Here is a 21,064-nt window from a genome sequence, read left to right on the forward strand (position 1 = left end):
GGCCGGGTCCGGCCGCCCGGGTTGTCCCGCAGATACGGCGGGCTGTCCCCGCCGTCCGCCGTGGCGTGTCCGCCGGGCGGGGTGCCGCCGTCCCGGCGCCGCAGGTACCGCTCGAACTCGCGGGCGATCGCCTCGCCCGACGCCTCCGGCAGCTCGGCGGTGTCCCGCGCCTCCTCCAGCGTCTGGACGTACTCCGCGACCTCGCTGTCCTCGGCGGCCAGCTGGTCCACCCCCACCTGCCAGGCCCGAGCGTCCTCGGGCAGCTCGCCCAGCGGGATGTGCACGCCGATCAGGTCCTCCAGGCGGTTGAGGAGGGCCAGCGTCGCCTTCGGGTTGGGCGGCTGCGACACGTAGTGCGGCACCGCCGCCCACAGCGACACCGCCGGTACACCCGCATGCGTGCAGGCCTCCTGCAGGACGCCGACGATGCCCGTGGGGCCCTCGTACTTGGTCTCCTCCAGGTCCATCCGGCGGGCCAGGTCCGCGTCGGACGTGGTCCCGCTGATCGGGACCGGACGGGTGTGCGGGGTGTCGCCGAGCAGGGCGCCCAGGATCACCACCAGCTCCACGCCCAGCTCGTGCGCGAAGCCGAGCAGCTCGTTGCAGAACGAGCGCCAGCGCATGGACGGTTCGATACCGCGCACCAGCACCAGATCACGCGGCTTGTCGCCGCCGACCCGGACCACCGACAACCTTGTCGTCGGCCAGGTGATCTTGCGGACGCCGGCGTCCATCCACACCGTGGGCCGGTTCACCTGGAAGTCGTAGTAGTCCTCCGCGTCCAGTGCCGCGAAGACCTCGCCCTTCCACTCCCTCTCGAGATGCGCGACCGCGGTGGAGGCGGCGTCGCCGGCATCGTTCCAGCCCTCGAACGCGGCCACCATGACCGGGTCGATCAGCTCGGGAACCCCCTCGAGCTCGATCACCCAGTGCCTCCTTCCGACGTGCCCTCGCCTAACGACCCAACCTTACGGCGTGCGGCGGGGGCGCCCGCAGCCCCCTTGCACGGGGGAGTGAACGGATCACTGCCCCGTTCGCCACTCCGGAACACCCCACGATTCATCCGAGCTGTCGTCGGCCCGCGGACCTGGCTCACAGGGTGCTGCGCAGCCACTGCTCCACGCTCGCGATGTGCACCGTGGCCCAGGAGCGGGCCGCCTCCGCGTCGCCGTCGCGCAGGGCGGCGAGGATGGCACGGTGCTCGTGCAGGGTGCGGCTGACCGCGTCCTGCTGGGTCAGGCCGCGCCAGATCCGAGCCCGGGTGGTCGGCCCGGACAGGCCCTCGAGCAGGGAACACAGCACCGAGTTGCCGGAGGCCTGCACGATGCTCCGGTGGAACTCCAGGTCGCAGGCGACGAGTTCCTCCACCGAGGGATCGCCGCCCAGGGCGTCCAACTGGGCCGTGAGGGCGTCGACTTCCTGCTCGCCGATGCGGCCGGCCGCCATCGCCGTGGCGGCCGGCTCCAGGATGCGGCGCACGGCCAGGAACTCCAGCACCGTGTCGTCGCGGTGGAAGTCGACGACGAAGCTCATGGCCTCCAGGAGCAGTTGCGGATCCAGGCTCGTCACATACGTCCCGTCGCCCTGCCGCACGTCCAGGATCCGGATCAGCGACAGCGCGCGTACCGCCTCGCGCAGGGAGTTGCGGGACAGCCCCAGGCCGGCGGCGAGTTCGCTCTCCTTGGGCAGCCGGTCACCGGGACGCAGCGCACCGGAGACGATCATGTCCTTGATCTTCTCGATCGCCTCGTCAGTCACTGCCATGACCGGCCTCCCTGTAGCTCAGACCTCCGATGTCTCAGCACATTATGGGGGTGCCGTCCGCCGATCGACGGGGAAAGGGGGCGGCTCCGTCGGCGTGGAGCCGCCCCCTTCGCTGTGCGGGCGTTACTTCTTGTCGAGCAGGTCCTGGACCTTCGTACGGACTTCGTCCGTGGCCAGGCCGCGGATCGTCAGCGTCGTACGGCGGCGCAGCACGTCGTCCTGCGTCTCGGCCCACTCGTGGTCGCGGGCCCAGACGACCTGCGCCCAGATCTCCGGGGCGTCGGGGTGGACCCGCTCGGCCAGCTCCGGGTTCTCGTTGGCGAGCCGGGCGATGTCGAAGGCCAGCGAACCGTAGTGCGTGGCCAGATGCCTGGCGGTGTCGGCCGCCATGCGCGGGCCGGGCGCCGGGCGGTCGACCAGCAGCCGGTGAGCGACCGCGCGGGGGTTGGCGACACCCGGCAGCGGCAGCTTCTTCGGCAGCGTGGAGATCGGCTCGAAGTCCTCGCCCAGCGGGCGGCCCGGCAGCGCCTCCAGCTTCTTCATGATCGTCCGACCGATGTGGCGGAAGGTCGTCCACTTGCCGCCCGCCACGGACAGCATCCCGCCGCGGCCCTCGGTGACCACCGTCTCGCGCTTGGCCTTGGCGGTGTCGCCGGGGCCGCCCGGCAGCACCCGCAGACCCGCGAAGGCGTAGGTGATCAGGTCACGGTCGAGCTGCTGGTCGCGGATGGAGAACGCGGCCTCGTCCAGGATCTGGGCTATGTCCTTGTCGTTGACCGAGACATCGGCCGGGTCGCCCTCGTACACCTCGTCGGTCGTGCCGAGCAGCAGCATGTCCTCCCAGGGAAGGGCGAAGGTGATGCGGTACTTGTCGATCGGGGTGGCGAGCGCGGCCTTCCAGGGGGAGGTGCGCTTCAGGACCAGATGTGCGCCCTTCGACAGGCGGATCGACGGGGCGGCATTCGGGTCCTCCATACGGCGCAGGTGGTCGACCCACGGGCCGGTGGCGTTCAGTACAAGGCGGGCGCTCACCCCGAACTCGTCACCGGACAGGCGGTCCTTGAGCTCGGCGCCGGTCACCCGGCCGTTGGTGAAGCGCAGTCCGGTCACCTCGGCGTGGTTGAGCACGACCGCGCCCGACTCGACGGCCGCGCGGACCGTCATCAGGGCCATCCGCGCGTCGTTCATCTGGTCGTCGCCGTACACGGCCACGGCCTTGAGGCCCTCGGTGCGCAGCTCGGGCACGTCCGCCTGGGCCTTGGCGGGGGAGAGCAGGTGGCCGACGCCGTCGCCGAAGGCCGACAGCATCGAGTAGGCGAAGACACCGGCCCCCAGCTTCGCGGCGCCGTGCGGGCCGCCCTTGTACACGGGGAGGTAGAAGGTGAGCGGGTTCGCCAGGTGGGGGGCCACCTGGCGGGAGACCGCACGGCGCTCGAAGTGGTTCTCCGCCACCAGCTTCACCGCGCCGGTCTGCAGGTAGCGCAGACCGCCGTGGAGCAGCTTGGAGGAGGCGGAGGAGGTGGCACCGGCGAAGTCGCCGGCGTCGACCAGGGCCACCCTGAGCCCGGACTGCGCGGCATGCCAGGCGGTGGAGATGCCCAGAATGCCGCCGCCGATCACGAGAAGGTCGTACGACGCCTTGGAGAGCTGCTCCCGGGTCTCGGCGCGGCTCGGGTTGGAGCCGGAGGCCGGGTGTGTCCCCAGGGCAGGCACGGACTGCAGGGTGGACTGGCTGGTCATGGTGGGTTGTTGCTCCTCGTCAGCTAGGTGGAGCTCTTCCGAGCTCTCGTCAGCTCTCGTCCTCGTCGAGCCAGCCCATGGTCCGTTCGACGGCCTTGAGCCAGCTCTTGTACTCACGGTCGCGGGTCTCCGCGTCCATGCGGGGGGTCCACTCGGCGGCCCGGCGCCAGTTGGCACGCAGGTCGTCGGTGCTGTTCCAGAAGCCGACGGCGAGACCGGCGGCGTAGGCGGCGCCGAGGCAGGTGGTCTCGGCGACCATCGGGCGCACGACGGGGGCGTCCACGAAGTCGGCGAGCGTCTGCATCAGCAGGTTGTTGGACGTCATGCCGCCGTCGACCTTGAGCGCCGCCAGCTCGACGCCGGAGTCCTTGGTCATGGCGTCGGCGATCTCCCGCGTCTGCCAGGCGGTGGCCTCCAGGACGGCGCGCGCGAGGTGCGCCTTGGTGACGTACCGGGTCAGACCGGCGATCACACCGCGGGCGTCGGAGCGCCAGTACGGGGCGAACAGACCGGAGAAGGCCGGCACGAAGTAGGCGCCGCCGTTGTCCTCGACCGACAGCGCGAGCGTCTCGATCTCGGCGGCGGTGGAGATCAGGCCCATCTGGTCGCGCATCCACTGCACCAGCGCACCGGTGACGGCGATCGAGCCCTCCAGGGCGTAGACCGGCTGCTCGCCGCCGATCTGGTAGCCGACGGTGGTCAGCAGCCCGCTGTAGGAGTTGATGATCTTGTCGCCGGTGTTCATCACCATGAAGGTGCCGGTGCCGTACGTCGACTTGGTCTCGCCCTCGGCGAAGCAGGTCTGGCCGAACAGGGCCGCCTGCTGGTCACCGAGCGCGGAGGCGACCGGGATGCCGCCGAGCAGGTCGCCCAGCTTGCCGCCGGTGATCTCGCCGTAGACCTCGGCGGACGAGCGGATCTCGGGGAGGATCTGCAGCGGTACGCTGATCGACTCGCAGATCTTCTCGTCCCACTGCATGGTGTGCAGGTTCATGAGAAGGGTGCGGGAGGCGTTGGTGACGTCGGTGACGTGGTGGCCGCCGTTGACACCGCCGGTCAGGTTCCAGATGACCCAGGTGTCCATGGTGCCGAAGAGGATGTCACCGGCTTCGGCACGCTCACGCAGGCCCTCGACGTTGTCGAGCAGCCAGCGGGCCTTGGGGCCGGAGAAGTAGGAGGCGAGGGGAAGGCCGGTCTCCCGGCGGAAGCGGTCCTGGCCGACGTTGCGGCCGAGTTCCCGGCACAGGGCGTCGGTGCGGGTGTCCTGCCAGACGATGGCGTTGTGGACGGGCTCACCGGTGTTCTTGTCCCACAGCACGGTGGTCTCGCGCTGGTTGGTGATGCCGATGGCCTTGATGTCGTCGCGGGTGATGCCGGCCTTCTCGACGGCGCCGACGACGACCTCCTGGACGTTGGTCCAGATCTCGGTTGCGTTGTGCTCGACCCAGCCCGGCTTCGGGAAGATCTGCTCGTGCTCCTTCTGGTCGACGGAGACGATCCGGCCGTCACGGTCGAAGATGATGCAGCGGGACGAGGTGGTCCCCTGGTCGATGGCGGCGATGAACGGGCCGGCGGTGTGTGCGTCGGTCACTGTGTGCTCCTGGAAGTCCTTGGGGCTGGGGCTCGGGTTACGGCGTCATGCTTGCGGCTGCGAGAGCGGACGGACCCGGTTCTAAGCAAAAGCGACGTTGTAGATGCCCGCCGCGATGGCGGCGCCGATCAGCGGACCGACCACCGGAACCCATGCGTAGGACCAGTCCGAACCGCCCTTGTTGGGCAGGGGCAGAAGGGCGTGCACGATACGCGGACCGAGGTCACGGGCCGGGTTGATGGCGTAGCCGGTCGGGCCGCCGAGCGAGAGGCCGATGCCGACCACGACGAGGGCGACCATCAGACCGCCGACGGTGCCGAGGCCGTTGCCGTTGTCGTTGAGACCCTGCGTGAGGACAGCGATGACCAGCACGAACGTGCCGATGATCTCCGTCGTGAGGTTCATCACAGCGTTCCGGATCTCGGGGCCGGTGGAGAAGATGCCCAGGACCGGTCCTGCGCCCTTCTCCCGCGCCTCGACCGCCTTGGCCTGCGTGGTCTCCGCGCCCGGCCCGCCGACGATCTCCTTGTCGGTGAGGTGCGCGTGGAACTGGCCGTAGTAGGCGAGCCAGACCAGCGTCGCGCCGATCATGGCGCCGAGCAGCTGTCCGCCCCAGTAGACCGGGAGGTTGCTCCAGTCGCTGTCCTTGATCGCGATACCGAGCGTGACCGCCGGGTTGAGGTGGGCGCCGGACAGCGGCGCCGAGACGTAGACGGCCGTCAGCACGGCGAAACCCCACCCGAAGGTGATCGCGAGCCAGCCGGCGTTGCGGGCCTTGGAGGCCTTGAGAACGACGGCGGCAACGACGCCACCGCCGAGCAGGATGAGTATGGCGGTACCGATGGTCTCGCCGATGAAGATGTCGGAGCTGGACACCCGCGACTCCTTTGTCCTTCGTCCAGGGGAAGCCGAACCCCGAGTCCCTTCCGGGGTCCGCGAGCCCTCGCAGTGAGGGCGATACCGGCCCTTGGCGTTGTCACACTCTAGCGCGTATTGCCGTTAGGTGTTCGACAATGCCGACCGATGGACGGGAGTCTTGCTTCGGCGTTACGCGCACGTCAAGAGTTCTGTTGTCGAAAATGCGATCGTTATTGATCGCTATGAGCTGGTCGACCTCTGGGGCGGATGTGTTGGAATGTGCCCTATATGTTCGTTTTTAGGGTAGGCCGAAAGCCGGAACGCCGTACTGACGCCCCGGTTTGCTCGGATATATGTGTCAGAACCGCCCGGCGCCCAGGTCCCGCGACACCGCGCGGGCACAGTCCCGTACCGCCGCGATCAGCTCGGGGCGCAGCTCGCCGTCCGGGCGCAGCCGCTCCACGGCGCCCGTGATGCCGACCGCGCCGACCGGCATGCGCCGCCGGTCGTGGATGGGTGCGGCGACGGAGGCGACGCCCTCCCAGGTCTCCTCGACGTCCGCCGCGTAGCCGCGCGCGCGTGTGATGTCGAGGATGTGCTCGAAGCCGTCCAGTTCGCACACGGTGCGGTCGGTGAACGCCTTGCGGTCGCTCTCCAGTGCCTCGCTGTGCGCGACCGGGTCGTACGCCGACAGGACCTTGCCCAGGGCCGTGGAGTGCAGCGGCTGCATGGCCCCGATCTCCAGCACCTGCCGGCTGTCGTCGGGCCGGAAGACGTGGTGCACGATCAGCACGCCCTGCTGGTGCAGCACCCCCAGATAGACGCTCTCCCCGCTGGAGCGGGCCAGGTCGTCCGTCCACACCAGGGCCCGCGCGCGCAGCTCGTGCACGTCCAGGTACGTGGTGCCCAGGCGCAGCAGCTCGGCGCCCAGCTGGTAGCGCCCGGAGGCGTCGTCCTGCTCGACGAAGCCCTCCTGCTGGAGGGTGCGCAGGATGCCGTGGGCCGTGCCCTTGGCGAGGCCGAGGGCCGAGGCGATGTCGGACAGACCCAGCCGCCGCTCGCCGCCCGCGAGCAGGCGCAGCATCGCGGCCGCCCGTTCGAGCGACTGGATGTTCCGTGCCATCGCCGTTCTGCCTCCGTCCCCTGTGCGACCGTCGAGCCACGACGTCCGCCTCGCTGTTCGCCGATGTTCGACTATGTCCAGTGTTCGGCAATGCCGAACACTACCTGTCGATGCCGATCTGCCGCCAATGGTCGGTCGGCAGTTGTTGCGTCACACGTCCACCGGCGGTGACCCGGCCGCCGTCGTGGTCCGTCTCGTGGACGCCCCTGACCATAGGCCCCGGGTCCCGGCTACCCTGGCGGCGTGCGCCCTCGTCCGGAAGCCCGCGCGGGCTTGGGACAGGAAGCGCAAAGCCGACAGCCGTCGCACTCCAGGGAGCCCATACATGGCCTCGTTGCCGCAGACCCCTTCCACCGACAGTTCCACCGACAGCCGGACCCGCGTGTCCGCCCTGCGCGAGGCGCTCGCCACCCGAGTGGTGGTAGCCGACGGGGCGATGGGCACCATGCTCCAGGCCCAGGAACCCACCCTCGAGGACTTCCAGCACCTCGAGGGCTGCAACGAGGTCCTGAACGTCACCCGCCCGGACATCGTGCGCTCGGTGCATGCCGAGTACTTCGCCGCGGGCGTGGACTGTGTGGAGACCAACACCTTCGGCGCGAACCTCAGCGCTCTCGGCGAGTACGACATCGCCGACCGCATCCACGAGCTGTCCGAGGCAGGTGCCCGGATCGCCCGTGAGACCGCCGACGAGTTCGCGCAGCGCACCGGGCAGCAGCGCTGGGTGCTCGGCTCGATGGGCCCCGGCACCAAGCTGCCCACCCTCGGCCACACCACCTTCGCCGCGATCCGCGACGCCTACCAGCAGAACGCCGAGGGCCTCCTCGCGGGCGGCGCGGACGCGCTGCTCGTGGAGACCACGCAGGACCTGCTCCAGACCAAGGCCTCGGTCGTCGCCGCCCGCCGGGCGATGCGGACGGCCGGCTACGATGTACCGCTGATCGTCTCGGTCACCGTCGAGACCACCGGCACCATGCTGCTCGGCTCCGAGATCGGCGCGGCGCTCACCGCGCTGGAGCCGCTCGGCATCGACATGATCGGCCTGAACTGCGCGACCGGCCCGGCCGAGATGAGCGAGCATCTGCGCTTCCTGGCCCGCCACTCCCGCATCCCGCTGTCCTGCATGCCGAACGCCGGCCTGCCCGTGCTGACGGCCGAGGGCGCCCACTACCCGCTCACCGCGCCGGAACTTGCCGATGCGCAGGAGAACTTCGTCCGGGACTACGGGCTGTCGTTGGTGGGCGGCTGCTGCGGTACGACGCCGGAGCATCTGCGGCAGGTCGTGGAGCGGGTCCGGGACACCACGCCGAGCGAGCGCAGTCCGCGTCCGGAGCCGGGCGCCGCGTCCCTGTACCAGTCGGTGCCGTTCCGTCAGGACACCTCGTATCTGGCGATCGGTGAGCGGACGAACGCCAACGGGTCCAAGAAGTTCCGTGAGGCGATGCTGGAGGGCCGCTGGGACGACTGTGTGGAGATGGCCCGGGAGCAGATCCGTGAGGGCGCGCACATGCTCGACCTGTGCGTGGACTACGTCGGCCGGGACGGCGTCGCCGACATGGAGGAACTGGCCGGCCGGTTCGCGACCGCCTCGACGCTGCCGATCGTGCTGGACTCCACCGAGGTCGACGTGATCCGGGCGGGCCTGGAGAAGCTGGGTGGCCGGGCGGTCATCAACTCGGTGAACTACGAGGACGGTGACGGGCCCGAGTCGCGGTTCGCGAAGGTCACGGAGCTGGCCCGGGAGCACGGCGCCGCGCTGATCGCCCTGACCATCGACGAGGAGGGCCAGGCCCGTACCGTTCAGAAGAAGGTCGAGATCGCCGAGCGTCTGATCGCCGATCTGACCGGCAACTGGGGCATCCACGAGTCGGACATCCTCATCGACTGTCTGACCTTCACGATCTGCACCGGGCAGGAGGAGTCCCGGGGCGACGGCATCGCCACCATCGAGGCGATCCGCGAGCTGAAGCGCCGTCACCCCGAGGTGCAGACCACGCTCGGCCTGTCCAACATCTCCTTCGGCCTGAACCCGGCCGCCCGGATCCTGCTCAACTCCGTCTTCCTCGACGAGTGCGTCAAGGCGGGCCTGGACTCGGCGATCGTGCACGCGTCGAAGATCCTGCCGATCGCCCGCTTCGACGACGAGCAGGTCACCACCGCCCTCGACCTGATCTACGACCGCCGCCGTGACGGCTACGACCCGCTGCAGAAGCTGATGGCGCTGTTCGAGGGCGCCACCGCCAAGTCGCTGAAGGCGGGCAAGGCGGAGGAACTGGCCGCGCTGCCGCTGGAGGAGCGCCTCAAGCGGCGCATCATCGACGGCGAGCGCAACGGCCTGGAGGCCGACCTCGCCGAGGCCCTGCAGGACCGGCCGGCCCTGGACATCGTCAACGACACCCTGCTGGACGGCATGAAGGTGGTCGGTGAGCTGTTCGGGTCCGGGCAGATGCAGTTGCCGTTCGTGCTGCAGTCCGCCGAGGTGATGAAGGCCGCCGTCGCCCATCTCGAGCCGCACATGGAGAAGACCGACGCGGACGGCAAGGGCACCATCGTGCTGGCCACCGTGCGCGGCGACGTTCACGACATCGGCAAGAACCTGGTCGACATCATCCTGTCCAACAACGGCTACAACGTGGTCAACCTGGGCATCAAGCAGCCGGTCTCGGCGATCCTGGACGCCGCCCAGGAGCACAGGGCCGATGTCATCGGCATGTCCGGGCTGCTGGTGAAGTCCACGGTGATCATGAAGGAGAACCTGGAGGAGCTCAACGCCCGGGGCCTGGCCGCCGACTACCCGGTCATCCTCGGCGGCGCCGCCCTCACCCGCGCCTACGTCGAGCAGGACCTGCACGAGATCTACGAGGGCGAGGTCCGCTACGCCCGGGACGCCTTCGAGGGCCTGCGCCTGATGGACGCCCTCATCGGCGTCAAGCGGGGCGTGCCCGGCGCGAAGCTGCCGGAGCTCAGGCAGCGCCGGGTGCGGGCCGCCGCCACCGCCGTTGTCGAGGAGCGTCCGGAGGAGGGGCACGTCCGCTCCGACGTCGCCACCGACAACCCCGTCCCGACGCCGCCGTTCTGGGGCACCCGCGTCGTCAAGGGCATCCAGCTCAAGGAGTACGCGTCCTGGCTGGACGAGGGTGCCCTGTTCAAGGGCCAGTGGGGGCTGAAGCAGGCCCGCACCGGTGAGGGCCCCTCCTACGAGGAACTCGTCGAGAGCGAGGGCCGGCCCCGGCTGCGCGGCCTGCTGGACCGCCTCCAGACCGAGAACCTGCTCGAGGCGGCCGTGGTGTACGGCTACTTCCCGTGCGTGTCCAAGGACGACGACCTGATCATCCTGGACGACGCGGGCAACGAGCGCACCCGGTTCACCTTCCCGCGCCAGCGCCGCGGCCGCCGGCTGTGCCTGGCCGACTTCTTCCGCCCGGAAGAGGCCGGCGAGACGGATGTGGTCGGGCTCCAGGTCGTCACGGTGGGCTCGCGGATCGGGGAGGAGACGGCCCGGCTGTTCGAGTCCGACTCCTACCGCGACTACCTCGAACTCCACGGCCTGTCCGTGCAGTTGGCCGAGGCCCTCGCCGAGTACTGGCACGCGCGTGTGCGGGCCGAGCTGGGCTTCGCCGGGGAGGACCCGGCCGACATCGAGGACATGTTCGCGCTGAAGTACCGGGGAGCGCGTTTCTCGCTCGGCTACGGCGCCTGCCCGGACCTGGAGGACCGGGCGAAGATCGCCGACCTGCTCGAGCCGGAGCGGATCGGGGTCCGGCTGTCCGAGGAGTTCCAGCTGCACCCCGAGCAGTCCACGGACGCCATCGTGATCCACCACCCCGAGGCGAAGTACTTCAACGCACGCTGATCGGATACGTCGTACACTGGTCGGTCCACAGCAGGCCGGTTCCCGTCAGGGAACCGGCCTGCTAGTCCCTCAGGAGGTACCACCGGATGACGACGACGGTCCCCGCACTCGGCACCCGTACGGCGGAGGGCTCCGCCCTGCAGGCCGTGCTCCTCGACATGGACGGCACCCTGGTGGACACCGAGGGCTTCTGGTGGGACGTCGAGGTCGAGGTCTTCGCAGGCCTCGGTCACACCCTCGACGATTCCTGGCGCCATGTCGTGGTCGGCGGTCCCATGACCCGCAGCGCGGGGTTCCTGATCGAGGCCACCGGCGCCGACATCACCCTCGCCGAGCTCACCGTCCTGCTCAACCAGGGGTTCGAGGACCGTATCGACCGCGCACTGCCGCTGATGCCGGGTGCAGCCCGGCTGCTGGCCGAACTTGCCGCGCACGAGATCCCGACGGCGCTGGTCTCGGCCTCGCACCGGCGCATCATCGACCGGGTGCTGGGCTCGATCGGCCCCCAGTACTTCGCCCTGACCGTGGCCGGGGACGAGGTCGCGCGCACCAAGCCGCACCCCGACCCGTATCTGCTCGCCGCCGCGGGACTCGGCGCGGAACCGGCCAGATGCGCGGTCGTCGAGGACACCGCGACCGGTGTGGCGGCCGCCGAGGCCGCGGGCTGCCCGGTGGTGGCCGTACCGTCGGTGGCCCCGATCGCCCCGGCTGCCCGGCGTACCGTGGTGGACTCTCTCGAACAGGTGGACCTGGCATTTCTGCGCGGCCTGATGACGGAAATGCGCTAGGTGTTCACCCACCGTACTGCTTCGACGGAACAGCAATTCACCGGGTGCACTTGCGAAAGAATTCGAACTCCCGGATGGCCGAATTCCGGTCCTGTTGAACCCTGTGCGAAAGTGTGATGTTCGCCACTACTTGAGGGGTCGACAGGGGCCTGCCCGTGTGTCTCACGGCCCCAATACAGGGCGGTCGCCCCGCCCTTGTGTCCCGATTCATGGAACGCTGCACTAATCCTTCCGCTGTCGGGTTTTCAGTGTGTCCGCGCCCGGTTTCGCAGCGTGATGGGCGCTCAACTCCCGTCGCTGCGAACCCCGGAGCGGGTGCGCATTAATCTCGTCGCGAGAACCTCGCCCCCCGCTCCCGTGCTCCGCTGCGCCACCCCTGCATGCCGGATACACGGACTTGACAGCTCTGGAGAAACTCGAGCATGAACCGCAAGACTTTGGTGCTGCCGGCTGTGGTCGGCCTGCTTGCGCCCGCGCTCGCCGCCTGTGGCGGGTCGGACAGCGGGAGCGACGGCGGCGATGCGATCGTCGTCGGCACCACGGACCGGTTCATCGCCACCAAGGACGCCCCCGCGCCCCTCGACCCGGCGTACGCCTACGACGTCGGCACCTGGAACGTGCTGCGGCAGACCGTGCAGACCCTGATGGTCCAGCCGCGCGGCGACGGCGAACCCGTCCCCGAGGCCGCCCAGAACTGCGGCTTCACCGACACCGGCAACGAGCGTTACGCCTGCAAGCTGCGCGCCGACCTGAAGTTCTCCAACGGCGACCCCATCACCGCGGCCGACGTGAAGTTCTCCATCGACCGGGCCCGCGCCATCAAGGCCGACAGTGGCGTCTTCGCGCTGCTGTCCACCGTCGACACCGTCGAGACACAGGGCGACAACGAAGTCATCTTCCACCTCAAGACCGCGGACGCCACCTTCCCGTACAAGCTGTCGACTCCGGTCGCGGGCATCGTGAACCCCGACAACTACGAGAAGAACAAGCTGCGCGAGGGTTTCCAGATCGACGGCTCCGGCCCCTACACCCTTGAGGCCGAGGAGAAGAACGACGAACTCGTCCGGGCCGTGTTCACCAAGAACCCCCACTACAAGGGGGCGTTGACGGTGAACAACGAGGAGGTCGGCATGGTCTCCTACAAGGACGCCGACGCCATGGGCGACGCCCTCGACAAGGGCGACATCGACATGATGACGCGCTCCATGACGCCCGAGCAGATCGACAAGCTCTCCGCCGCCTCCGACGGCGACGTCGACCTCGTGGAGATGCCCGGCCTGGAGATCCGCTACCTGGCCTTCAACACCGACGCCCCGACGGTGAAGGACAAGGCCGTACGGCAGGCCATGGCCCAGATCGTGAACCGCAGCGAACTGATCTCCAAGGTCTACGGCTCCCAGGCCGAACCGCTGTACTCACTGGTCCCGGCCTCCATCACCGGCCATTCCAACGCCTTCTTCAACAAGTACGGCGACCCCAGCGTCACCAAGGCCAAGGCCCTGCTGACCGCCGCCGACATCACCACCCCGGTCGAGCTGACGCTGCACTACACGACCGACCACTACGGCACCGCCACGAAGCAGGAGTTCGAGCAGCTGCAGCAGCAGCTCAACGACAGCGGCCTGTTCGACGTCAGCATCGAGGGCGCACCCTGGGACACCTTCGTACCCGCCGAACGCAACGGCGAGTACGACGTGTTCGGCATGGGCTGGTTCCCCGACTTCCCCGACGCCGACAGCTTCGTCGCCCCGTTCCTGGACAAGGACAACTTCCTCAAGTCGCCGTACGCCAACAGCGAGATCCGCAACTCCCTGATCCCGGAGTCCCGTCGTGAGGCCAACCGGCTGGGTGCCGCCGACAGCCTCAACCGGATCCAGGACATCGTGGCCGAGGACGTACCCGTGCTGCCGCTGTGGCAGGGCAAGCAGTACGTGGCCGCGCGCGACGACGTCACGGGCGTCGCGTACGCTCTCAACTCCTCCTCGACCCTCCAGCTGTGGGAGCTCGGCCGCGGTGTGAGCGGCTGACCCACCCCCCTTTCCGTGCCCGGGTCCTGGACGGCGGCCCGGGACCTTCGAGAACGACGTAAGGCACACGCAGTGAACATACGCAACCAGTGGCCGGTTCTGCCGATCGTGGCCGGGCTGGCCTCCGGTCTGCTGACCGGATGCGGATCCGAGACCGGCGACTCCGGGGAGAACGGCTCCAACGTGGTCATGGGGATGTCCGACGACGTCCTCTCCACGGACCCCGCGTCCGGCTACGACCCCGGCTCGTGGCTGTTGTTCAACAACGTCTTCCAGTCCCTGCTGAGCTTCCCCAAGGGCGGCACCGAACCGCAGCCGGAGGCGGCCCGCGGGTGCACCTTCACGGACACCTCGACCAAGGTCTACAAGTGCACGCTGAAGGACGGTCTGAAGTTCAGCAACGGTGACCCCCTCACCTCGAAGGACGTCAAGTTCTCCTTCGACCGCATGCTGAAGATCAACGACGAGGCCGGTCCGGCCGTCATGTTCCCCATGCTCGACTCGGTCCGGACGCCGGACGAGAAGACCGTCGTGTTCAACCTGAAGGTCGCCGACGCCACCTTCCCCAGCAAGATCGCCTCCGGTGCCGGCTCCATCGTCAACCACCGGCAGTACGACGCGAACGGGCTGCGCAAGGACGGCGAGGCGGTCGGCTCCGGCCCGTACAAGCTCGACTCGTTCAGCGACGACGAGGCCGTGTTCTCGGTCAACGAGAACTACAAGGGCACCGCCGAGGTCCAGAACAGCGGCGTCACCCTGAAGTTCTTCCACGGCGACCAGAGCGCCCTGAAGGAGGCGCTCCTCGACAGCGAGATCGACATCGCCTACCGAGGCCTGAGCGCCGGCGACATCGCCGACATCGAGAACGCCGACGACGACGCCGGGGTCAAGGTCGTCGAGGGCAGCAGCGCCGAAGTCCAGCACCTGGTCTTCAACATGGACGACCCCGTAGCCGGACAGCCCGGGGTCCGCAAGGCCATCGCCCACCTGATCGACCGCGAGGCCCTCATCGAGGACGTCTACCAGGGCACCGCGACCCCGCTGTACTCGATCATCCCGGCCGGTATCGCGGGCCACAACACGGCCTTCTTCGACACCTACGGCGCCCGCCCCTCCAAGGCCAAGGCCGCGGCCGCGCTGCGCGCCGAAGGCATCACCGGCAAGGTGAAGCTCACCCTCTGGTCGACCCCCTCCCGCTACGGCCCCGCCACCGACCAGGAGTTGGCGGCGATCGCGGCACAGCTCAACGCCAGCGGCCTGTTCACCGCCGACGTGCAGTCCGTCGCCTTCGACCAGTACGAGAAGGACATCGCCGACGGCAAGTACGGCGTGTATGTCAAGGGCTGGGTGCCCGACTATCCGGACGCCGACAACTTCACCGCCCCGTTCTTCGGCGAGGGCAACGTCCTGGGCAACAACTACACCAACAGCGAGATCACCGGGACCCTCATCCCCAGCACCGCCGCCGAGAGCGACCGCGCGGGAACCGACGAGGAGTTCGGGGAGTTGCAGGACATCGTCGCCGAGGAACTCCCCGTCCTGCCGGTCTGGCAGGCCAAGCAGTACGCGGTGGTCCGCGAGGCCGTCTACGGCCTGGAGTACTGCCTCGACGCCTCGACCGTGTTCCGGTTCTGGGAGATCAGCAAGGGCTGAGCAGCCGACACGCGTCAGGGCGCCCGCTTCCTCGGAAGGGGGCGCCCTCGGCGTCGTACGGCCGCAGGTGGGGTGTCACTGCGCGCCGGGGCGCACCAGACCGCTCTCGTACGCGTACACCGCGGCCTGCACCCGGTCCCGCAGCCCCAGCTTGGTCAGCACATGGCCCACATGCGTCTTGACCGTGGTCTCGCTGACGAACAGATCGGCGGCGATCTCCGCGTTCGACAGGCCGCGCGCCACCAGCTTCAGAACCTCCACCTCGCGCTCGGTGAGGGTGTTCAGCGTGTCGGGGACGGGCTCGTCACCGGACGGCAGATGCGTGGCGTACTTGTCGAGGAGCCGCCGTGTGATGCTCGGCGCGAGCATCGCCTCGCCGGCTGCCACGACCCGGATCGCCTGCACCAGTTCGTTGGCGGGGGCGTCCTTCAGGAGGAAACCGCTGGCGCCCGCCTTGAGGGCCTCCACCACATACTCGTCGAGGTCGAACGTGGTCAGCACCAGCACCTTCGCCGGGCCGTCCCGCCCCGGGCCGGTGATCTGCCGGGTCGCCTCCACGCCGTCCATCCGCGGCATGCGGATGTCCATCAGCACCACATCGGGCTGCAGAGCCCGCACCTGGTCGAGTGCCTGGAGGCCGTCTCCGGCCTCGCCGACGACCGCGATGTCCTGCTCGGCCTCCAGGATCATCCGGAAGCCCGTACGCAGCAGCGGCTGGTCGTCGACCAGTAGGACACGGATGGCCACGTAAGTCTCCTTCGCTAGTCCGGCCCCATTCTGCCCTGCTCCGAATCCCCCGACCCGACCCCCCTCACGGGCAGCGGATACGGCGGGGGAGTGCCGCCGAACTCCGGGCACACCGCCTGGTGATCGCACCAGCCGCACAGCTTCGTCGGCCGCGGCCGCCAATCGCCCGTCTCGGTGGCCCGCCGGATCGCCTCCCACAGCGCCAGCAGCTTGCGCTCCACCCGCTCCAGGTCGGCGAGGACCGGATCGTACGTCAGAACGTCACCGCTGCCGAGATAGACGAGCTGCAGCCGCCGCGGGACGACCTTCTTCAGCCGCCAGACCACTAGGGCGTAGAACTTCATCTGGAACAGCGCACCCTCGGCGTATTCGGGCCGGGGCGCCTTGCCCGTCTTGTAGTCGACGATCCGCACCTCACCGGTCGGCGCCACATCCACCCGATCGATGATCCCGCGCAGTCGCAGCCCCGACTCCAGCTCCGCCTCCACGAACAGCTCACGCTCGGCCGGCTCCAGCCTGCTCGGATCCTCCAGCGTGAACCAGCGCTCCACCAACTGCTCCGCCTCACCAAGCCAGCGCGCCAGCCGCTCCCCGTCCGGGTCGTCGGCGAACAGCTCCTCGACCTCCGGCCTGGTCTCCCGCAACCGCTGCCACTGGCCGGGGACCAGCGACTTGGCCCGGGGCGCGGTGCGCTCCTGTGCCGGGGCATCGAAGAGCCGCTCCAGGACCGCATGCACCAAGGTGCCTCTGGTCGCCGCCTCGCTGGGCTTCTCCGGCAGCCGGTCGATCACCCGGAACCGGTACAGCAGGGGACACTGCATGAAGTCGCCGGCACGCGAGGGCGAGAGCGAGGTCGGCGGTATGACGACGGGCTCGGTGGCGACAGCCGTGGCCGTCGCTGCCGTTGCCGCCGTACCCTCGGCCATGACCGACAGATCCGTCTGGGTCCCGGCCGTGCCGTCGCTGTGGGCCTCCGCCGCGCCCTCGGTGCTGGTGTCCATACCCACAGACCATACGGCCCGCCACTGACAGTGACGCACCCTGCGGCCGCAACCCCTGCCACGGCAAGGGAAACAGAGGGGGTGCCGGGGCGGAACGCATCCCGACGGCCGCATACCATCGACCCGAGACCCTTCCGCCCGGCAGGAGCGGGAGACGCTTCAAAACGAGGGGACACCGTGGACGAGAGCGGCGGGAGCGGGCAGCCGCGGTCGGGCACCGACGAAACGGCCGAACAGCAAACGGACCGTACGGCCCCGACCACCGACCCCACACACCCCGACGCGCCCCGGCGGGCACCCGACGCGCCCACCGAACCGCCCGCAGCCGAGACGCCCCCGGCGGAGCGCGCGGAAACCGACCCCGCCGACACCGACCCCGACTCGGCCCGCCTCGCCGACGACGACCCGGCACCCACCTCTCCCCCCGCCCACCGCCACCTCGCCCACACCGGCACCGGCCCCGAGAAGGGCCCCGCCCCACAGCGTCCGGAGCCCAGAGGCGGGCTGCTGATGGGGCGGCCGTTCGGTGTGCCCGTGTACGTCGCCCCGAGCTGGTTCCTGGTCGCCGCCCTGATCACCTGGGTGTTCGGCGGGCAACTGGAGCGTGTACTGCCCGAGCTCGGCGCGGCCCGCTATCTGGTCTCTCTCTTCTTCGCGGTCGCCTTCTACGCCTCCGTGCTCGTGCACGAACTCGCCCACACCGTCGCCGCCCTCCGCTTCAAGCTCCCGGTCCGCCGCATCCAGCTCCAGTTCTTCGGCGGCGTCTCCGAGATCGAGAAGGAAGCCGAGACCCCCGGCCGGGAATTCGTGCTCGCCTTCGTCGGCCCCCTGCTCTCCCTCGTCCTCGCCGGCCTCTTCTACCTCGCCCTGCAGCCCGTCGAGCCCGGCACGGTCCCCGGCGTCCTCCTGGCCGGCCTGATGATCTCCAACCTGATCGTCGCCGCCTTCAACCTCCTGCCCGGCCTGCCCCTCGACGGCGGCCGCATGCTCCGCGCCGTCGTCTGGAAGATCACCGGCAAGCCGATGAGCGGCACCATCGCCGCCGCCTGGGTCGGCCGCGCCCTCGCCGTCGCCGTCCTGATCGGCCTCCCGCTGCTCACCCAGTCCGGCGCCCTCGGCACCGAAGCGGTCGACAACGTCGGCATGGACACCGTCATGGACGCCCTGCTCGCCGCGATCCTCGCCGCCATCATCTGGACCGGCGCCGGCAACAGCCTGCGCGTCGCCCGCCTGCGCGAACACCTCCCGGAACTACGCGCCCGCACCCTCACCCGCCGCGCGGTGCCCGTCGAGTCCGACACACCGCTCTCGGAGGCCCTGCGCCGCGCCAACGCCGCCGGCGCCCGCGCACTCGTCGTCGTCGACGCCGACGGCAACCCCATCTCACTCGTCCGCGAAGCCGCCATCGTCGGCGTACCCGAACACCGCCGCCCCTGGGTCGCCGTCAGCGGCCTCGCCCAGGAGCTCACCGACGGCATGCGCGTCTCCGCCGAGTTGGCCGGCGAAGACCTCCTGGAGGTACTGCGCGCCACCCCCGCCACCGAGTACCTGGTCGTCGAGGAGACCGGCGAAATCTACGGCGTCCTGTCCGCCGCCGACGTCGAGCGCGCCTTCGTCAAGGCCATGGCCAGGCCCTCGTAGCACCCGGCGGCCCGTGGTCGGCGCCCATCTGAAACGCCGGTAGGCTGGTCACATGTCCGAACCGACCGGTGCCGCCCGCAGGCGCGGGCCCTTCAAGGTCGGGGACCAGGTACAGCTGACCGACCCCAAGGGCCGCCACTACACGTTCACGCTCGAAGCCGGGAAGAACTTCCACACCCACAAGGGTTCCTTCCCGCACGACGAACTGATCGGCGCCCCCGAGGGCAGCGTTGTCCGCACCACCGGGAACGTCGCCTACCTCGCGCTGCGCCCCCTGCTCCCCGACTACGTCCTGTCCATGCCCCGTGGGGCAGCCGTCGTCTACCCCAAGGACGCAGGTCAGATCCTCGCCTTCGCCGACATCTTCCCCGGCGCACGCGTCGTCGAGGCCGGCGTCGGCTCCGGCTCGCTCAGCAGCTTCCTGCTGCGCGCCATCGGCGACCAGGGCATGCTGCACAGCTACGAGCGCCGCGCCGACTTCGCCGAGATCGCGCAGGCGAACGTGGAACGCTACTTCGGCGGCCCGCACCCCGCCTGGCAGCTCACCGTCGGCGACCTCCAGGACAACCTCAGCGACACCGACGTCGACCGCGTCATCCTCGACATGCTCGCCCCCTGGGAGTGCCTCGAAGCCGTCTCCAAGGCGCTCGTCCCGGGCGGCATCCTGTGCTGCTACGTCGCCACCACCACCCAGCTCGCCCGGACCGTCGAGTCCATCCGCGAAATCGGCTGCTTCAACGAGCCGACCTCCTGGGAGACGATGATCCGCAACTGGCACATCGAGGGCCTGGCCGTCCGCCCCGACCACCGGATGATCGGCCACACCGGCTTCCTGCTCACCGCCCGCCGCCTCGCCGACGGCGTCGAACCGCCCATGCGTCGCCGCCGGCCCGCCAAGGGCGCCTACGGCGAGGACTACTCCGGCCCCAACGCCGACGGAGGCATCGGCCGCTGAGGCGGCCCCCTGCCGCATACAACGTCACCGCGCCGTGGCCGAGTTCCCGCGACCCGCCGGGAACTCGGTCACGGCGCTTTCCCGTTGACGCCGCACCGAAAGGGCTGCCTCGCCAAGACACCACCGGCACAAGGGCCGACCCCCGCCGTTCCCCCGCACTGTGACGTGTGGCACCATGCTGGCCACCCCCACCGGCACAGCCCTCACGGGAGACACTCCTAGTGCAGCAATCCGCCGTCCCGGAACTGGCACACACCCACACCCGCCCGATCCACTGGCTTGCCACCGCCACCGCTGTCGCCGGTGTCGTGGCCCTCTCCTCGCTCCTGCAGCCGGACTCCGCGACCGCCGCCCAGACGCCGTCCCAGGGAACCCGGTCCGCACCCGTCGCCGCACCGCCCGCCCCCGAGGGCGTCGACTTCCCCCTCGAATGCGGCCCCGTACAGGCCGTGGTGGAACAGAAGGCCTCCGGTGACCTCGACGGCGACGGCCGGCCCGAGACGGTCGCCGTGGTGCACTGCGACGCCGGCATCAGCACGCCGCCCGACGGCGTGTACGTGCTCACCCAGGGCGAGGATGCGTCACAGGCCCGCATCGTGGCGACCCTCGTCGACCCCAAGGACCGGTTCACCGTCAGTGACTTCGCCGTTCGCGACGGAGCGGTGCTGGCGACCCTGCTCGGCTACTCCTCCGACGACGTACCGACATGCTGCCCGGACACGAAGGAGAACGCTAAGTGGCAGTGGAAGAACGGTGCGTTCGTCCGCTCGTCACCCGCAGACGGCCGAAGCGTCTGACGCCCGCAACCGACGCGTGTGAGAAATCCTACAGTCGTAACCCACCGTACGGATTTGGTCACTCTGCGTCCGGCCCGTACACCTCCACGCTGTCCGAAACTCGACGTACATGGATGCACTCACCCGGACACTCCTTCACCGAGTCGATCACATCCGTGAGAAGCGGCAGCGGTACGGGCGTTGTGGCCCCCTCCGCCTGCAACAACTGGTCATCCGCGCCCTTCACATAGGCCAGACCGTCGATGTCCAGCTCGAACACCTCGGGCGCATACTGGGCGCAGATGCCGTCACCGGTGCACAGATCCTGGTCGATCCAGACCTCCAGCGCCTCGCCGTCGACTCCGGCCTCCTGCTGCACGGTCACCTCTCCTACCGTTTCTGCGTCGAGCCGTACGGGAATCCGGCCAGCTCTGACGGGTGTTGAACGGTTCGACACTACCTGCGCCCGCTTTCTCCTCGCGTTCCCTGGGTATTCCCCTGGCGTGAGGGAGAGCGCAAGGGTGAAGATCGGACACACCCCGACCGT

16 protein-coding genes are annotated in these 21,064 nt (G+C 69.4%); 7 read left to right on the forward strand and 9 right to left on the reverse strand.

The genetic code is table 11. From position 1 onward, the window contains the following. The 6 genes from ACTWQJ_RS13905 to ACTWQJ_RS13930 form a co-directional block, all read right to left on the reverse strand. Window positions 1–926: PAC2 family protein (locus ACTWQJ_RS13905; protein WP_443306944.1), on the reverse strand; the 926-nt coding region annotated here is incomplete at its 3' end. Window positions 927–1,092: 166 nt separating this feature from the next. Next, window positions 1,093–1,764: a FadR/GntR family transcriptional regulator gene (locus ACTWQJ_RS13910; protein WP_443306945.1), complete on the reverse strand. Its 672-nt coding sequence runs from the start codon at window positions 1,762–1,764 to the stop codon at window positions 1,093–1,095. Between the two features lie 123 nt (window positions 1,765–1,887). Continuing rightward, window positions 1,888–3,504 carry an FAD-dependent oxidoreductase gene (locus tag ACTWQJ_RS13915; protein ID WP_443306946.1) on the reverse strand — a complete coding sequence of 539 codons (1,617 nt, stop codon included), beginning with the start codon at window positions 3,502–3,504 and terminating at the stop codon, window positions 1,888–1,890. Window positions 3,505–3,553: 49 nt separating this feature from the next. Continuing rightward, window positions 3,554–5,095, reverse strand: coding sequence for a glycerol kinase GlpK (glpK, locus tag ACTWQJ_RS13920; RefSeq protein WP_443306947.1), 1,542 nt, complete (start codon window positions 5,093–5,095; stop codon window positions 3,554–3,556). A gap of 81 nt (window positions 5,096–5,176) precedes the next feature. Next, entirely contained in the window at window positions 5,177–5,971 is a 795-nt protein-coding gene (locus tag ACTWQJ_RS13925) for an MIP/aquaporin family protein (protein ID WP_443306948.1), read from the reverse strand. Window positions 5,972–6,311: 340 nt separating this feature from the next. Continuing rightward, entirely contained in the window at window positions 6,312–7,076 is a 765-nt protein-coding gene (locus ACTWQJ_RS13930) for an IclR family transcriptional regulator (RefSeq protein WP_443306949.1), read from the reverse strand. Window positions 7,077–7,401: 325 nt separating this feature from the next. Between ACTWQJ_RS13930 and metH the strand changes: the two genes are divergently transcribed. The 4 genes from metH to ACTWQJ_RS13950 all read left to right on the forward strand — a co-directional run bounded on the left by metH (window position 7,402) and on the right by ACTWQJ_RS13950 (window position 15,397). Further along, window positions 7,402–10,929, forward strand: coding sequence for a methionine synthase (gene metH / locus ACTWQJ_RS13935; protein WP_443306950.1), 3,528 nt, complete (start codon window positions 7,402–7,404; stop codon window positions 10,927–10,929). A gap of 86 nt (window positions 10,930–11,015) precedes the next feature. Then, window positions 11,016–11,717 carry an HAD family hydrolase gene (locus tag ACTWQJ_RS13940; RefSeq protein WP_443306951.1) on the forward strand — a complete coding sequence of 234 codons (702 nt, stop codon included), beginning with the start codon at window positions 11,016–11,018 and terminating at the stop codon, window positions 11,715–11,717. Window positions 11,718–12,139: 422 nt separating this feature from the next. Beyond that, the gene (locus ACTWQJ_RS13945) at window positions 12,140–13,744 is read left to right on the forward strand and encodes an ABC transporter substrate-binding protein (RefSeq protein WP_443306952.1); all 1,605 of its coding nucleotides are present in this window, start codon (window positions 12,140–12,142) and stop codon (window positions 13,742–13,744) included. A 72-nt stretch (window positions 13,745–13,816) separates the two neighbouring features. Then, entirely contained in the window at window positions 13,817–15,397 is a 1,581-nt protein-coding gene (locus tag ACTWQJ_RS13950) for an ABC transporter substrate-binding protein (RefSeq protein ID WP_443306953.1), read from the forward strand. Window positions 15,398–15,472: 75 nt separating this feature from the next. On the opposite strand, the gene ACTWQJ_RS13955 is transcribed toward ACTWQJ_RS13950, so the two are convergent. Further along, window positions 15,473–16,144, reverse strand: a complete 672-nt coding sequence (locus ACTWQJ_RS13955) for a response regulator (RefSeq protein ID WP_129796974.1) — start codon at window positions 16,142–16,144, stop codon at window positions 15,473–15,475. A gap of 14 nt (window positions 16,145–16,158) precedes the next feature. Further along, window positions 16,159–17,145: a RecB family exonuclease gene (locus ACTWQJ_RS13960; protein WP_443306954.1), complete on the reverse strand. Its 987-nt coding sequence runs from the start codon at window positions 17,143–17,145 to the stop codon at window positions 16,159–16,161. 177 nt (window positions 17,146–17,322) lie between these two features. Between ACTWQJ_RS13960 and ACTWQJ_RS13965 the strand changes: the two genes are divergently transcribed. From ACTWQJ_RS13965 to ACTWQJ_RS13975, 3 genes are all read left to right on the forward strand, one after another. Further along, entirely contained in the window at window positions 17,323–18,786 is a 1,464-nt protein-coding gene (locus tag ACTWQJ_RS13965) for a site-2 protease family protein (protein ID WP_443306955.1), read from the forward strand. 52 nt (window positions 18,787–18,838) lie between these two features. Next, window positions 18,839–19,741 (forward strand): tRNA (adenine-N1)-methyltransferase, encoded by a 903-nt coding sequence (locus tag ACTWQJ_RS13970; protein ID WP_129796971.1) that lies wholly within the window; start codon window positions 18,839–18,841, stop codon window positions 19,739–19,741. A gap of 221 nt (window positions 19,742–19,962) precedes the next feature. After that, window positions 19,963–20,538 carry a hypothetical protein gene (locus tag ACTWQJ_RS13975; protein ID WP_443306956.1) on the forward strand — a complete coding sequence of 192 codons (576 nt, stop codon included), beginning with the start codon at window positions 19,963–19,965 and terminating at the stop codon, window positions 20,536–20,538. A gap of 58 nt (window positions 20,539–20,596) precedes the next feature. On the opposite strand, the gene ACTWQJ_RS13980 is transcribed toward ACTWQJ_RS13975, so the two are convergent. Beyond that, the gene (locus ACTWQJ_RS13980) at window positions 20,597–20,902 is read right to left on the reverse strand and encodes a ferredoxin (RefSeq protein ID WP_129796969.1); all 306 of its coding nucleotides are present in this window, start codon (window positions 20,900–20,902) and stop codon (window positions 20,597–20,599) included. Window positions 20,903–21,064 lie beyond the last annotated feature (162 nt).

Origin of the sequence: Streptomyces sp. KR55, assembly GCF_052245645.1 — a bacterium.
Classification (GTDB): Bacteria; Actinomycetota; Actinomycetes; order Streptomycetales; family Streptomycetaceae; genus Streptomyces; species Streptomyces flavusporus.